The 15,068-nt window shown below is 71.7% G+C and carries 9 protein-coding genes and 1 pseudogene; 5 read left to right on the forward strand and 5 right to left on the reverse strand.

Annotated elements, in window-relative coordinates:
* Positions 1-17: 17 nt before the first annotated feature.
* The 4 genes from lanKC (at position 18) to ACZ4NB_RS09335 (ending at position 6,685) form a co-directional block, all read left to right on the forward strand.
* The gene (gene lanKC / locus ACZ4NB_RS09320; RefSeq protein WP_467659644.1) at positions 18-2,642 is read left to right on the forward strand and encodes a class III lanthionine synthetase LanKC; all 2,625 of its coding nucleotides are present in this window, start codon (positions 18-20) and stop codon (positions 2,640-2,642) included.
* A 63-nt stretch (positions 2,643-2,705) separates the two neighbouring features.
* A complete protein-coding gene (locus ACZ4NB_RS09325) occupies positions 2,706-2,834 on the forward strand; it encodes a SapB/AmfS family lanthipeptide (RefSeq protein ID WP_136738041.1) in 129 nt (42 codons plus the stop codon).
* A gap of 255 nt (positions 2,835-3,089) precedes the next feature.
* Positions 3,090-4,844, forward strand: coding sequence for an ABC transporter ATP-binding protein (locus tag ACZ4NB_RS09330; RefSeq protein WP_467659646.1), 1,755 nt, complete (start codon positions 3,090-3,092; stop codon positions 4,842-4,844).
* Positions 4,841-6,685 carry an ATP-binding cassette domain-containing protein gene (locus tag ACZ4NB_RS09335; RefSeq protein WP_467659648.1) on the forward strand — a complete coding sequence of 615 codons (1,845 nt, stop codon included), beginning with the start codon at positions 4,841-4,843 and terminating at the stop codon, positions 6,683-6,685. Before ACZ4NB_RS09330 ends, ACZ4NB_RS09335 begins: the two co-directional genes overlap by 4 nt.
* Positions 6,686-6,714: 29 nt before the next feature.
* On the opposite strand, the pseudogene ACZ4NB_RS09340 reads toward ACZ4NB_RS09335, so the two are convergent.
* The 3 genes and pseudogenes from ACZ4NB_RS09340 to ACZ4NB_RS09350 form a co-directional block, all read right to left on the reverse strand.
* Positions 6,715-6,999: pseudogene (locus ACZ4NB_RS09340) on the reverse strand (GNAT family N-acetyltransferase); the annotation flags it as partial.
* Positions 7,000-7,157: 158 nt separating this feature from the next.
* The gene (locus tag ACZ4NB_RS09345) at positions 7,158-7,745 is read right to left on the reverse strand and encodes a response regulator transcription factor (protein WP_467659650.1); all 588 of its coding nucleotides are present in this window, start codon (positions 7,743-7,745) and stop codon (positions 7,158-7,160) included.
* A 453-nt stretch (positions 7,746-8,198) separates the two neighbouring features.
* Positions 8,199-8,888: a DinB family protein gene (locus ACZ4NB_RS09350; RefSeq protein WP_467659652.1), complete on the reverse strand. Its 690-nt coding sequence runs from the start codon at positions 8,886-8,888 to the stop codon at positions 8,199-8,201.
* A gap of 434 nt (positions 8,889-9,322) precedes the next feature.
* Here ACZ4NB_RS09350 and ACZ4NB_RS09355 point away from each other — a divergent pair, with 434 nt between their 5' ends.
* Positions 9,323-10,462, forward strand: a complete 1,140-nt coding sequence (locus ACZ4NB_RS09355; RefSeq protein WP_467659654.1) for an RICIN domain-containing protein — start codon at positions 9,323-9,325, stop codon at positions 10,460-10,462.
* Between the two features lie 102 nt (positions 10,463-10,564).
* On the opposite strand, the gene ACZ4NB_RS09360 is transcribed toward ACZ4NB_RS09355, so the two are convergent.
* The gene (locus ACZ4NB_RS09360) at positions 10,565-13,396 is read right to left on the reverse strand and encodes a helix-turn-helix transcriptional regulator (RefSeq protein ID WP_467659656.1); all 2,832 of its coding nucleotides are present in this window, start codon (positions 13,394-13,396) and stop codon (positions 10,565-10,567) included.
* 175 nt (positions 13,397-13,571) lie between these two features.
* Positions 13,572-14,978 carry an amino acid permease gene (locus ACZ4NB_RS09365; protein ID WP_467659658.1) on the reverse strand — a complete coding sequence of 469 codons (1,407 nt, stop codon included), beginning with the start codon at positions 14,976-14,978 and terminating at the stop codon, positions 13,572-13,574.
* Positions 14,979-15,068: the final 90 nt, after the last annotated feature.

The following is a 15,068-nucleotide window of genomic DNA, read 5'->3' on the forward strand; positions in this document are numbered from 1 at the left end:
CCGGCCGAGGGAGTGGGATGAACAAGGGATACGCGGTCTTCTGCGACGCCGACCGCCAGTTCTACGACGCTCCGCACCGGCTGTCCGGCGACGCCCAGGGCCGCGGCGGCCAGTACCCGGTGCTGAACCGGGAGTTGCCGGCCGGCTGGCAGCGCCACCGCTCGGGTGACTGGCTGGCGTTCCGGCCGCTCGACCGTGAACTGCCCCCGCAGGGGTGGAAGATCCATGTGTCCGCCTGCCTCGACAACGCCGAACGGGTACTCACGAAGGTCTGGGAGTACTGCGTACCCCGCTCGGTGGCCTTCAAGTGCATGCCGAGCCGGTATCTGCTGCACATCCGCAACGCCAAGTACACCGACCGGGGCGCGAGCGGCAAGTTCATCACGGTCTATCCGGCGGATGAGGAGCAGTGCCGGGTCATCGCCGAGGAGTTGGACGCGCTGCTGGCCGGTGAGCCCGGTCCGTACATCCTCAGCGATCTGCGCTGGGGCGCCGGTCCGGTGTACGTGCGCTACGGCGGCTTCACCGAGCGGCACTGCTACGACGACAAGGGCGAGCTGTGTCCTGCCGTGGAGGACGACCAAGGCCGGCTCGTTCCCGACCGCCGCGAGCCCGCGTTCCGGGTGCCGGAGTGGGTTTCGCTGCCGGAGTTCCTCAAGCCGCATCTGGCGGCGCGCTCGGCCACCACCGTCGCCGACCTCCCGTACGCCATCGAGCGGGCGCTGCACTTCTCCAACGGCGGCGGGGTGTACGTCGGGCGGGATCTGCGGACCCAGCAGCGGGTGGTGCTGAAGGAGGGACGTCCGTACGCCGGGCTGGCTGCGGACGAGGCGGACGCGGTGACCCGGCTCGCGCGGGAACGGGACGCCCTGCGGCGGCTGTCCGGGTTGGGGTGCGCCCCCGAGGTGCTGGACTGGTTCACGCTCGGCGAGCACACCTTCCTGGTGCTGGAGCACATCGAGGGGCGCCCGCTCAACAGCTTCTTCGCGCATCGGCACCCGCTGATCGAGTCCGATCCCAGTCCGCAGCGGCTGGCCGAGTACACCGCATGGGCACTGCGCGTGCACCGGTTGGTGGAGGAGGCCGTCGAGGCGATCCACGCCCGGGGCGTGGTCTTCAACGACCTCCATCTGTTCAACATCATGCTCTCCGAGGACGAATCCTCGGTGGTGCTACTGGACTTCGAGGCCGCCTCCATCGACGACCCCGGCAGCCGGCAGGTGATCGCCAACCCCGGGTTCGTGGCCCCCGCCGACCGCCGCGGCCCCGACGTCGACCGCTATGCCCTGGCCTGTCTGCGGCTGGCCCTGTTCCTACCGCTGACCAGCCTGTTCGCGGTGGACCGGGCCAAGAGCCGGCATCTGGCGCAGATCGCCGCCGAGCAGTTTCCGGTGCCGGCCGAGTTCCTCGACGCGGCGGTCGACGAGATTCTGCGGGGCCATGACCGAGGCGTCGCAGGCGCGACAGGGCGGCCGGCGGCCCCCTCGGGCTCCACGGGCGACGGGAGCGGGCACGACTACTTACCGGCTTCGCTCGCGGACTGGCCCCGCAGCCGGGACTCCGCCGTACGCGCCGTGCTGGCCTCCGCCACCCCCGCGCGGGAGGACCGCATCTTTCCCGGCGATATCGCCCAGTTCTCCCTCACCGGCGGCGGGAGCTGTTTCGCCTACGGCGCGGCCGGCGTGCTCTACGCCCTCGACGCGACGGGCGCCGAGCGATGTCCGCAGGCGGAGGAGTGGTTGCTGCAGCGGGTGAAGGCGCCCGCCTCGGGCAGTCCGGTCGGCTTCTACGACGGCCTCTCCGGCGTCGCCTGGGTCCTCGACCGGCTCGGGCACCGCGCACCGGCTCTGGACCTGATGGACCTGGTCACGGCGCAGAGCCGGCAGGACGTCGGCTCCGACCTGCACGGCGGACTGGCCGGTGTGGGGCTGGCGTTGGACAGTCTCGCCGAGTCCGCCGATGCCCCGGGATTACGCGAACACGCCCTGCACTGCGCCGAGTTGATCGCCGATCGGCTCGGCCGGACGATCGCCGGGAAGGAGCCCGGACCCTCCCGCGCCGGACTGCTGCACGGCGACAGCGGAGCCGCCCTGCTCTTCCTGCGGCTGTACGAACGCACCGGCGACGGCGCCCTGTTGGATCTGGCCGGGGACGCCCTGCGACGTGATCTGGCACGTTGTGTGCGGAGTGCGTCGGGCACCCTCCAGGTCGACGAGGGCTGGCGGACCATGCCCTACCTCGGCGCCGGCAGTGTCGGCATCGGGATGGTGCTCGACGACTACCTCTCCCATCGGCCCGATGACGGCTTCGCGGCGGCGCGGGACGAGATAGTGCGGGCCGCGCAGGCCAAGTTCTACGCCCAGCCGGGGCTGTTCCGCGGTGCCGCCGGCATGGTGCTGTACCTGAGCCGGACCACCGCCCCGGGACCGGGCACCGACACCGCGGACCTGCGCCGCCAGATCGACTCCCTCTCCTGGGGAGCCGTCCCCTACCAAGGGCATCTGGCCTTCGCCGGTGAGCAGATGATGCGGCTCTCGATGGACCTGAGCACCGGCACGGCCGGATGTCTGCTCGCCCTGGGCAGCGCGCTGCACGACGAACCCGTGCACCTGCCCTTCCTCCCGCCGCTCCGGCGGCCCTGAAGCCGGCCCCGAAAGGGGTCGATCAAGAAAGTCATCCCCGTCCCCATAACGAAAGGAATCATCATGTCGCTTCTCGACCTGCAGACGATGGAGACCCCCAAGCCCGAGGCCACCGAGGAGCTGCACACCGGCAGCCGCGCGAGCCTGCTGCTCTGCGGCGACAGCAGCCTGAGCGTCACCACCTGTAACTGACTGCCGGTCGCCGCGGGGCCCCTGGTCCGGTAGCGACAAGGAGGGCGGGTTCCGGGCGCCAGTCGCCCGGAGCCCGCCCACCCGCATGGAGCCCCTCAGCAGGAGGCCCGCGCCAGATCCCACCGCACAGGGCCACCCCCATAGAGCCCACCCGCCAGAGATCCCACCCGCGTGGATACGTCCGAAGGAGGCCCGGTCCCTCGCATGGTCGGTCGCATGGTTGGTCGCAGGGCCGGTGGTCGCACGGTCCCTCGTATGTCCCCCACGCCCGGGCCGCCGCCAGTGCCGACGCGGCAACCGGACGCCGGGCGGCACGTTCTGACCGGTGCGCTCCGGCACAGCCTGCTGCGCACCCTCACCGTCGCCCTCCTCGGTGCGGCCTCCGCCGCCACGGCCGTCGCGCTGCCCGCCGTACTCGGCCGCACCCTCGACCTCGCGCTCGGCTCCGCACCCGCAACGAGCACCGCCCTCGCGCTGAGTGCCGTCCTGCTGGTGGCGGAGGTGCTGCTGGACGCCTTGGTGACGCTCACCGGCGGCGTCACCACCGCCCGCAGCACCGCCTGGCTGCGCCGCCGCGGCATCGGCCATCTGCTGGCGCTCGGACCGCTGCGCGCCACCGACCGCTTCACGACCGGCGATCTGGTGAACCGCCTCACCGGCAACGCCGCCGAGGCCGGATACGCGCCCACCACCGCGGCCGCCGCCCTGGCCGCACTGCTCACCCCGGTCGGGGCCCTGGTCGCGCTGGCGCTCACGGACATCTGGCTGGCGGCAGTCTTCCTGGCCGGGCTCCCCCTGCTGACCCTGCTGCTGCGGTCCTTCGCCCGGGGCTCCTCCGACAGCGTCCGGCGCTATCAACGCGTACAGGCGGAGATCGCCTCCCGGCTCGTGGAGGCGCTGGGCGGGGCCCGGACGATCGCCGCCGCGGGCACGGCGCGCCGCGAAGGCGCCCGCATCCTGGCCCCACTGCCCGAACTCGGCGCGCAGGGCCGGCTCATGTGGCAGGTCTACGGGCGGGCGGTGGTCGGCAGCAGCATCCTCGTGCCGTTGCTGACCACGGCCGTCCTCGCGGTCGGCGGGCTCCGGCTCTCGCACGGCGCCCTGACCGTCGGCGGACTGCTGGCGGCCTCCCGGTACGCGGCGCTCACCGCGGGCCTGGGAGGGCTGACCGGTCAGCTCAACGCCCTGGTGCGCAGCCGCGCCGCGGCCCGGCGCATCGGCGAACTGCTGGCGCTGCCCCCCGCGGAGCACGGTTCCCGGTCGCTGCCCGCTGACGGCCGTGGGCGGCTCGAACTGCGCGGGGTCACCGTCGCCCGCGACGGCGTGCCCGTACTGCGCGGTGTGGATCTGGTCGTCCCCGGGGGCACCACCATGGCCGTCGTGGGGCGGTCGGGGGCGGGCAAGTCCCTGCTGGCCGCCGTCGCGGGGCGGCTCACCGACCCCGACGACGGCGCGGTGCTGCTGGACGGGGTTCCGCTCGACCAGGCCGATCCGGCCCAGCTGCGCCAGGAAGTCGGCTACGCCTTCGAACGGCCGGCGCTCTTCGGCGACACCGTCGGCGCCGCCATCGCGTTCGGGCCCCGGCCGGTTCCGGCCCACGGCGTCGAGGCCGCGGCCCGTGCGGCCGGCGCCGACCCGTTCGTACGGCTGCTGCCGGGCGGCTACGCCACGCCGCTGGCCGACGCCCCGCTCTCCGGGGGCGAGTTCCAGCGCCTCGGCGTGGCACGGGCCTTCGCCCACGCCGGTCGCCTGCTGATCCTCGACGATGCCACCTCCAGCCTGGACACCGTCACCGAGCACCATGTCAGCCGGGCGCTCCTGGAGGACGTACGGCCGGGCACCCGGCTGCTGATCACCCACCGGCTGTCCTCCGCCGCCCGCGCCGATCTGGTCGCCTGGCTGGAGCGAGGGCGGATACGGGCGGTCGCACCGCACGATGTGCTGTGGCGGGACCCCGATTACCGTGCGGTCTTCTCCCCCACCGCGCCGGCCCCGGGTGCCCCCTCATGAGCACGGCGACGAGCCGGCTGCTGCCGCGCGCGCTCCGCTTCCTACGGAGCCGCACCCGGGTGCTGCTGCTGATGGGCGGCTGGTCGCTGCTGGAGTCCGGGCACACCTTCGTCAGCGGCTACGGCGTGGCCAAGGCCCTGGACGACGGCTTCCTGGTCGGCCGCACCGGTACGGCCATGGCCTGGCTGGCCGTCGCCGCGGTGGCGGTCGTCCTCGGTGGGACCGCCGGCCGGGGTGTCTTCCGCGGGCTCGCGGACCTGGTCGAACCGCTGCGTGACGCCCTGGTCCGTACAGTGGTGACCCGCGCGCTGGACCGGGCGGTCGCCGATCCGGCCCGCGCCGCGGACACCGCGGTGGTCTCGCGGTTGACCAACCAGACGGAGCTGGCGCGGGACAGCTTCGCCGGACTGGTCCTGGTGGCCCGTTCCTTCGTCTTCACCTCGGCGGGGGCGCTGCTCGGGCTGTTCTCCCTGGCCCCGCAGCTGCTGCTGATCGTGCTGCCGCCCCTCGTGGCCGGACTGCTGCTGTTCCTGGCCACGCTGCGCCCGATGGCACGGCAGCAGCGCGCCTTCCTCCAGGCCGACGAAACGCTCTCGGCCCACTTCGGTGCCGTGGCGGCGGGGCTGCGCGACGTGGCCGCCAGCGGCGCGCGCGCCACCGTCACGGGGCGCGCCCACGGCCTGATCGACGCCGAGGCACGGGCAGCCCGGCGCCTAGCGGGGTGGGCCGCGGCCCGCTGTCTCGCCCTCGGCGTCGCCGGTCAGCTGCCGGTCCTGCTGCTGCTCCTCAGCACACCCTGGCTGCTGCGGCAGCACCTCACCGCGGGCACGGTGCTCGGCGCTCTGACGTATCTCACGCAGGCCCTGCTGCCCGCCCTGCACACCCTGATGAACGCGCTCGGCTCCGCCGGGACCCGGCTCCTGGTCGTACTGGACCGCCTCACCGAGCCTCCTGGCCAGACGCCCCGGGGCGGACCGGCTGCGGCCGACCACGCCGACTCCGACTACGAGCACCCGCACTCCGGCGACGCCGCCTCCGAGCCCGAAAGCGCCGCGCCGCGCTCCAGCGACCGCGCCGATCCGTCCGCCGCCCGGGTCGAACTACGCTCGGTGACCTTCGCCTACGGTCCCGGCGCGCAACCGGTCCTGCACGACCTCGATCTCGTCGTCGAACCGGGCGAGCACCTCGCCGTCGTCGGCCCGAGCGGCATCGGCAAGTCCACCCTCGCCGGCCTCATCACCGGCCTGCTGCGCCCTACGGAGGGCACGGTGCGGGTGGACGGGCGCCGGCCGAACGCACCTGGCTCCGTTCCGCTCCCCCTCCCCGATCCCGGTCCGTCCCACCACCGGGTCCTCATCCCACAGCAGGCGTATGTCTTCTCCGGCACCGTGCGGGACAACCTGCGCTACCTCTGTCCTGACGGCGCGTCCGCCGCGGCCGTGGCGGCGGCAGCGGAGGCCGTGGGGCTGAGCCCGCTGGTGTCCCGGCTGGGCGGTCTGGACGCACAGATCGACCCGGCCGCGCTCTCCCAGGGCGAACGCCAGCTGATCGCGCTCGGCCGGGCCCACTTCGCGCCGGCGCCGCTGGTCGTCCTCGACGAGGCCACCTGCCATCTCGACCCCCCGGCCGAAGAGCGCGCCGAGCGGGCCTTCGCCGACCGGCCCGGCACCCTGATCGTCATCGCCCACCGGATCACCTCGGCCCAACGCGCCGACCGCGTCCTGGTGCTGGACGGCAACCGTGCCACCATCGGCAGCCATATCGAGCTGCTGGACCGCTCGCCCCTCTACCGCGAACTGGCCGGCAACTGGCAACCGGAGTCCGCCGAAAGGAGCCGGTGACGACCAGGGGAACGGTCAGCGGGGGCGCCCTAACGGAACAGTCGACCGCGAACGCCAGGCGACTCACTGCCCGAGTCCATCGGCTCTCGGCACAGCAGCTTCTGGAACCAACCCACATCCCAGAACCTCCCGAATTTCCACCCGACTTGCTCGTAGACGCCGACGGGCCGGAAGCCGAAGCGTTCATGGAGCCGTTGTGACGCCGCGTTGGGCAGGGCGATGCCGGCGAGCGCGGTATGGACGTCCTCCCGCTCCAGCACCTCGAAGAGCGAGGCGTACAGCAGGCCGCCGACACCGCGCCCCAGCTGCTCGGGCTCTTCCGCAAGACGGTACGTGGCGCTCGTTACGTCGCGGAGAATTCGAGGAAGCGTGGTGCGCCGGACTCCAGGGGCAGTCTGGTGGCCCGGGCCGTGAAACTGATGGCGTGGTGCCAGCCGCACAGCATGAGCAGGTCCAGGAGGCCCGACGCCGGTCAGAGCCAGCCGGCCCCCTGCGATATGCGAATGGCGTCGACCCGGTTTCGGGCACCGGTCTTGCGATTGATCGCCGCCATGTAGTTGCGCACCGTTCCTCTGCTCAGATGCAGTTCGCGGGCGATCTCCGGAACCGACGCCCCGCCCGCGGCGAGCGAGAGAACGGTTAACTCCCGTGCGGTCAGGGGCATCTCGGCGGCCTGGAGAAAGTCCAGTGTCAGCGTGTGGTCGACATACCGCTGTCCCGCCGCGACCTGGTTTATGGCGTGCCGGAACCGGGACGGCGGGGCGTCCTTGTCCACAAACCCACGCGCCTTCGCGGCGACGGCGCGTCGGAGAGTGCCGGGTCGGCAGGAGCTGGCGAGCACGAGCAGTGCGCAGCCCGGCCCTCCGGGATGGCCCGTCGGCTGCCCCGACCCCGCGGAGTCACCGTCCACCACACACACTTGGGGCCGGAAGGAACGCGCCTTCCCTGGGGCGCTCGCCCAGCACGCCGCGATGGCGTCGATGCCCTCCGCGTCGCGCAGCAACGCGGCAAGCCCCGATCGCACCAGCTGCGTCTCATGGACCACCAAGACCCGGATCACCCTTGTCCCTCCGTTCGGCCATGCAGTTTGCACTGCTGAATTGTCACGGCCCGGATTTCCAGCCAGAGGGAGCTTCGAGGGAATTGACCGGAACCCGTACGCTTCCACCGTACTGACGTTCCGTTCATTACCCATGGGAATGGCAGGAGTCCACAACTCCGCACACCATCCGCCGATCACGGCCGTACCCACCCCGGCAGCCATCACTCTCGTACGCACGGGAGTCGCCGCCGCACACCGCCGACCGAGCCGGGCTCCCCCACCTCCCGCGCGCAAGCGGAATCAGAGGAACTGCACACACCACCCGGGGCGATGCCACGAGGGACACCTCCCGATGGAGGGCCGCTTCTCGCCAACCTGAGCATGGCAGCACACCGCATTACAGGTCCACCTCGGATGCACCTGTGACGGCTGTGCCCCAAGTGACGCGGCGGACTCGGCCGCACGCCAGGGCTACCCGCGCGCGGTGAAGCGGGTCCGCCAGAGGTCGCGGAGCAGCGCGACCTCTGCCATGTGGTGGATGAGTTCGAGGTTGGAGCCCCACAGCACGTCGACGAACGGGTCGTCCGGGTGGGAGCCGTACGGATACTGCGAGAAGCCGATCGTGTCGAGCTGCTCGTCGGTCACCGTGGCGAGGCTGTCGCGCCAGCGGTCGATCACCGCCCAGAACCGCTCGACGGCCACGGCGGCGCTGGGGGTGAAGTCGACCATCAGTTTCGGGTCCTGCCGGCGTTCGCCGAAGGTCCACTCCCATTCGCCCGCGAAGCAATAGTGCAGGTGCCCCAGCCGCCAGGCGATAGTGGTGACCGGCGTCCGGTCGGGCTCCGAGGGACCGGTGTGGCCGAGGACCTCCTCGACCCGCTCGACGCTCACGCCCCAGTCTTCGGCGATCTTGGCGACCGTCATGCCGCCGGCGGCCTGCCGGGCGACCTCGGCGTACTCGCTCGCCGGGATCTGCGGGGCGCCTTGGTCGAGCACCCAGTCACCCGGTCCGAACGCCCGGGGCGTCGCCGCCTCGCCCCGGCGCCGGATCGACCAGCATTCGGGGGCCGGCTCCCACAGAAACTCCTCGTCGCAAAGCCCCGTCAGCCGCACCTGGGCCATCTCCCTGGCACGGTCGAACTGGTCGAGCAGCAAGCTCAAACGGCCGGTCCCCCTACGTTCCGTGGCCACGGCTGGTCCCTTCGCGGTCGAGTACCTCGCTACGCTCAGGCGGAGGCTAACGGCTCCCCCTCACGGAGCGCGACGCATTTCCGCGCCGACGGCTGTGCGAGCCCAGGGCTCGGGACTGGAAAATCTCTCAGGCTATCGCCGGTCCTCGAACGTACGCAATACCACCGCAGCGGAAGCAGCCGACGCACTCGGCCGACATCCGCCGTCGGTCACGCTGCCCGGCTCCTGCCGCCGTCGCCCACCGCCGTCGCCCGCCCCGCAAGCCTCCGTCAGTTGACGGATGTATCGCCGCGCGGACGTCCGTACGTTGACACCGCCGTGGCGGGCCATCGCCAGGGGCGGAGCGCTTCCTTCCCCGTAACCCGCCGCGCAGGCAAGAACTGCCGAAGGAGAACAGACCCATCATGATCACCGAGTCGACCCCTCACGGGCCGGTGCGGCGGACGCTGGCCGCATTCGCCGCCGTCGCCCTCGCCACGCTCGCCACATCGGTGTCTCCGCTGACGACCGGAACGGCCCAGGCGGACACCACCGCGCTGGCGGGCCTGTCCCTGTCACCGCGGTTGCCCCAGGCAGACGGCCTCGCGCCGTCCCTGGACCTGGCGAAGGACTCGCCCGATTACGGGACCGAGATCGTCGTCAACAAGACGCCGATGGCGAACTGGAGCATCGTGCCCAACGGCGACGGAAGCTTCCTGATCCGCAACGACAAGACGCAGAAGTGCCTCGACTACAACACCGACAACAACCATCTGGTCGAGCCGGTGTACTGCGACCAGACCAACGCCAAGCAGAACTGGTATCTGCAGCCCTCGGACGGTGGTGGCGGCTACTACCTGATCCGGAACGTCAACACCAACCAGTGCATGGACGTGTTCGGGGGCAGCGGTCACGACGGCGCGACGGTCGGCCTCTACAACTGCAACGGCAACAGCAACCAGGAGTGGACCATCGGGCCGACGCCCAGCCCCGGGTACACGGGCCCCACCCTGTCGGACCTGGCCACCGCGTACGCCCTCAAGCAGTGCAGCAACAGTTCCAGCATCATCAAGTCCTGCGACTACACGGTCACCGGCGACAGCGTGGCGTCCGTGGGGAACCTTGAGCGGGTCAGCTCCAACGTGTGGAACAACAGCACCGATCCGGCGGACCGGACCATCACCTGGACGCAGACCTCGTCCGAGACCAACACGGTGGGCAGCTCCATCACCGTCACCAGCGAGGTCGGGGTGAACATCGAAGTCGTCTCGGTCAAGGTCAGCAGCGCGATCAGCGCACGCTACGAGCACTCCTGGACCCAGACCAACACCGTGAGCGACGCCAACAAGATATCCGTGAAGCCGAACAACTACAGCTGGGCGATGCGCGGCCAGCTGATGAAGACGGTGACGGGCAAGTGGACGTTCACCAACGACCTCGGTGACAAGTGGTCCGGCGACGGCACCGCCACCATCCCCGCCGTCGACGGCACCGACGATCGCAGCAGCAACCTGGTGCTGTGCACGAGCGACAGCCTCGCCAAGGAGTGCGTCGACAACCGGTGACCGGCGCACCGCACGCCACCTCGTGATCTGACGGCACGCCGTCGGACGGTTCCCCGGCCTCCGCGAACGGAGCCGGGGAACAACGCGTCGGCCCCGCGGCCCCTACTCCCGGTGCCGGCGGGTCACCTCCGCGGCGATCTCGACCCGCGAGGTCATCGCCAGCTTTCTGAGGATGCTGGAGACATGGGTGCGCACGGTGCTCCGGGCGATGGACAGCCGAGCCGCGATCTCGGGGTTGGCACACCCTTCGGCGACATGCTCCGCGACCAGGCGCTCCGTATGCGTGAGTGCCTGCCAGCCGTCGCGTACGCCGGTTCGGGCCCGGTGCGAGCCGCGGCGGACGGCGACCGCCCGCAGCCGGGACGTCGCCTGTGCCGCGTCCCAGGCCGCGCCGAGCCGGGTGAACGTCTCCAGCGCCTGGTCGAGCAGGACGCGGGCGTCGTCCAGGCGCCCTCGGCGGGCCAGCGCTTCGGCCGCATCGGTGCAGGCGTGTGCGGCGTTGAGCGGGCGCGGTGCGTTGCGGTAGCAGCGGACCGCCTCCAGGAGCAGATCGGGGTCCCCGCCGAGCAGACCTTCGCAGCGGTAGGCGTCGCCGAGGTGGTAGAGGCCGCCGCTGTCCTCGGCCCGTCGCTGCGCGGCGGCGGCGTAGCGCCGTGCGCTGTCGTGATCCCCCTGGGCCAGGGCGAGTCGGACCAGATCGGGGGTCAGAAAGCCCAGGATCAGTTGGCCGGGCAGATGGCCGACGCCCTCGTCGAACGCCTCGGCGAGCCGGGAGTACGCGCGCCGGTCGTCGCCCCGCGCCTCGTCCAACAGGGCGCCGGCGCACATCGGCAGGTACTCGTAGAAGGCGGCGACCGTCGCGTTGTCGAGCTCGGGCCGTACGGCGGTCAGATGTGCTTCGGCGAGGGGGCGCCGGCCTCGGTGTGCGGCGATCACCGCCGCCAGCGCCCGGAGCGCCCGGCTCATCGCGGCCTGGTCTCCGCAGTCGAGACCCGCTTCGATCTCGGCCAGTGCGTCGTCCCAGCGCCCCGTGTGGAACGCGAGGAGCGCGCAGGACAGGTGGTACCAGGGCAGGAACACCCCGCCGATATGCTCCGCCGGTCTTCGTACGGCGGCGAGGGTCCGCTGTGCTGCGGGCCCGAGGTCGAGGTCGATATAGCAGTTGACCAGGGAGAGTTGCAGACCCAGCCACTGCGCGGGGTGCATGGTGTCGGGGGTGAGACGGGTGGCCTGCCGCGCCAGTTCGACCGCTTCGGCGTCGGGTGTTTCGAGGAAGCGCTTGGCGGCCAGTACGTGCAGAGTGCTGGCCAGAGCGGAGCTGTCACCTGCCTCGTCGGCGGCGGACCGGGCGCGGGAGGCGACCGCACCGGCTTCGGTGAGGTCGCCCAGCGCGAAGAGGCACACCGCGCTGAACGCCTGGAACTGGACCCGCTCGATCGCCCCGACACCGGGGCTCCGGTGTCCGGCCCGCGCCTCCGCCAGCGCCAGGTCGGGTCGGCCGCGGGCGAACGCGGCCTGGATGACGATCCAGCGCAGCACGGATTCCAACCCGGCGGCAGGCGCCTTGGCCAGGGCGGAGCGGGCGCTCTCCTCCGCCTCCGCGAGGTGGCCGCAGGAGAGCTGTGCGACGGCGTGGTGCAGACGGAGGTTGCCGTATCCGGCGTCCGCGGGGTCGCCGAGTTCCAGCGCCGTGGTGAGGAGCCGCAGCGCCATGGCGGGCGCACGCGTGGTGAGCCGGGCGGCGGATCCTTCCAGCCAGGTGATCAGGAATTCCGGGCTCGGCACCCCGTCGAGCAGGTGCTCGGCCACCCGTTCCGGAGCCGCGCCGGCCTCGGCGAGCCGCTGCGCCGCCCTCATGTGCAGCATGGCCCGGACCGACCCCGGTACGGCGTCGTACAGCGCGTCCCGGATGAGCTCATGGCGGAAGCGCAGGCCCTGGCCGGTGTCCCGCAGGACTCCGGACGCCTCGGCCTCCGCCATGGCCCTCAGCAGATCGCTCGGCGGGATGTCCATGACCGCGGCGAGTTCGGCGGTGGTGCAGCCGGCGCCCAGTACGGAGACGATGCGCAGCATCTGCAGCACGTCCTCGCGCAGGTAGCGGAGCCGGTGCGTGACCAGTGCGGTCAGCGGCGGCAGCGCACAGCCGTCGGCGATCTCCGCGGTGGCCCCGCCGGTCTCGATGGCGTGCTCGCGCTGCAGCGCGGCGATCAACTCCGTGAGGTACAGCGGGTTTCCGCCGGCTCCCTCGGCCATCCGCCGCAGCCGCGGCCCGGCCTCCCGGCCGCACAGGTCTGCCAGCAGGGCCGCCACGGCCTGGGTGTCCAGGGGCGCCAGTTCCAGCAGGGTGCGGTTGCCGGCGATCGGGCTCTGCGACAGATGGGCGACGTCCCCCGCTCCGGGCACGGGCCGGTGGGCGCCGACCACCAGGAGCGGCAGCTGATGCACCGAGCGCACCAGCTTGTGCAGCACGGCCAGGCTCGCCGGATCGGCCCACTGCAGATCGTCGAGGAACAGGGCCAACGGCCCCTGCGCGCACAGGTCCTCGACCAGCCCGACCATCGCCTCGATCGTCGCGGCATCCGCCCCCGCGGCCTCGTGCCTGGCGCCCGGCACACCGTAGCGAGCGTCGCCGCGCAGGACCTGGGCGACCTGCGCTCGCCGTGCGTCGGAGGGGGACTCCTCCAGCCTCAAACAGTGCGAGATCACGGCGAACGGGCATGGCTGCGCCAGGTTCTGGGCGCTCGCGGAGAGCACCTGGAGGCCCCTGCGCCGGGCGTCCGCCGCGGCTCGGTCGAGCACCGCGGTCTTCCCGAGACCCGCCTCCCCCACCACGAAGCCGGCCCGCCCCCTGCCCGCGAGGGTGGACTCCGCCAACCGGGACAGCTCCGCCAGCTCGGCCGTCCGCCCCAGGAGACGACCTTCGAAAGAAGCCATGAACTCCCCCACGCGCCATGCAATGCCAGGGATTTAATAGCACACTTCTTGGATATATCTAGTGAACGACCGTCCTCCGGACACAAACGACGGTGCCCCGCGACACGGGCCCACAGGGGCGCGTGCCGCGGGGCACCGATACGCAGCAGCGAAATGACCGCCGGGTGAGGACTTCTCAGGCGGTGGCTCGCCGGTCGCGGCGCTGCTTGAGATGGCCCGCACCGGCCAGCGCCGCCACCACGACGGCCGTGCCGGCGAGCTGATGGCGGCCGTCCGAGCCGGCGGCCATGACGCCGAAGACGCCGAGGATGGCGGCGAACGCGACCCAGGTCAGGTAGGGGAAGCCCCACATCCGCACCGAGAGCAGTTCGGGCGCCTCGCGCTCCAGCCGCCGGCGCATCTTCAGCTGGGTGAGGCAGACGATGGACCAGACGACCAGCACCGAGCAGCCGGCGATGTTCAGCAGCCAGGCGAACACGGTGGTCGGCCAGATGATCCCGGCGATCACCGCCGCGAAGCCGAACACGCAGGACGCCAGCACGGCCGCCATCGGCACGCCCCTGGTGACCTTGCCCAGCAGGCGCGGGCCCTGGCCCCGGCTGACGAGGGAGTACGCCATCCGCGACGAGCCGTAGATGTTGGCGTTCATCGCGGAGAGCAGGGCCACCAGCACCACGATCTGCATGATCGTGCCGGCCGCCGGGATGCCGAGCCGGTCGAGCACGGTGACGTACGGGCCCTCCGTGGCGACCTTCGGGTCGTTCCACGGCACCAGGGTGACGACCACGGCCATGGAGCCGATGTAGAAGACGGCGATGCGCCAGACGGCGGTGCGGACGGCGCGGGCCACGTTCCGGCTCGGATTGTCGGACTCGGCCGCCGCGATGGTGACGGTCTCCAGACCGGCGAACGCGGAGATGGCGGTCAGCAGCCCGGCGGCGAGGCCGGCGGCGCCGGTCGGGAAGAAGCCGCCGTGGCCGGTGAGATGGCCGGCGCCGGGCGCGCTGCCGAACACCCCGAGGATGCCGAGCACGCCCAGCACCAGGAAGGCGACGATGGTGGCGACCTTGATGGCGGCGAACCAGAACTCGAACTCGCCGAAGTTCTTGACCGCGGTCAGGTTGCTGGCGCAGAAGAACGCCATGAAGATCGCCACCCAGCCGTAGGCGGGGATGAACGACACCCAGGTGTGCATGATCGCGCCCGCCGCGGTGGCCTCGGCCGCCACGCCGGCGCAGAGCATCAGCCAGTACATCCAGCCCGAGGTGGTCCCGGCCCAGGAGCCGAGTTCCTCCTCGGCGTGCACCGAGAACGAGCCGGTGGAGGGGCGGGCCGCGGACATCTCGCCGAGCATGCGCATGATCAGCATGACCAGCGCGCCGGCACCCATGAAGAGCAGGACGATGGCCGGGCCGGCCGCCGCGATACCGGCGCCGGAGCCCACGAAGAGTCCCGCACCGATCACCCCGCCGAGGGCGATCATCGACAGATGGCGCTGCTTGAGGCCGTGCGACAGCACGGGTTCGCCGCTCTGCACGGCCTGCGGGGATTCCGGGGTGGACCGGGTGATTGTCCGACTCATGGTCGTGCCTGTTCATTGCGTGAGACGTTCGGTGAGCCGGACGAGTCTGAGGGGACGCGTTGCACGTATGACGTGAACGCCCACTATTCG

The organism is Streptomyces sp. NPDC026575, assembly GCF_055567415.1.

Coding starts and splice junctions, on each gene's coding strand:
- ACZ4NB_RS09330 (WP_467659646.1), top strand. CDS start 3,090: ATGTCCCCCACGCCCGGGCCGCCGCCAGTGCCGACGCGGCAACCGGAC.
- ACZ4NB_RS09355 (WP_467659654.1), top strand. CDS start 9,323: ATGATCACCGAGTCGACCCCTCACGGGCCGGTGCGGCGGACGCTGGCC.
- ACZ4NB_RS09325 (WP_136738041.1), top strand. CDS start 2,706: ATGTCGCTTCTCGACCTGCAGACGATGGAGACCCCCAAGCCCGAGGCC.
- lanKC (WP_467659644.1), top strand. CDS start 18: ATGAACAAGGGATACGCGGTCTTCTGCGACGCCGACCGCCAGTTCTAC.
- ACZ4NB_RS09360 (WP_467659656.1), bottom strand. CDS start 13,396: ATGGCTTCTTTCGAAGGTCGTCTCCTGGGGCGGACGGCCGAGCTGGCG.
- ACZ4NB_RS09335 (WP_467659648.1), top strand. CDS start 4,841: ATGAGCACGGCGACGAGCCGGCTGCTGCCGCGCGCGCTCCGCTTCCTA.
- ACZ4NB_RS09365 (WP_467659658.1), bottom strand. CDS start 14,978: ATGAGTCGGACAATCACCCGGTCCACCCCGGAATCCCCGCAGGCCGTG.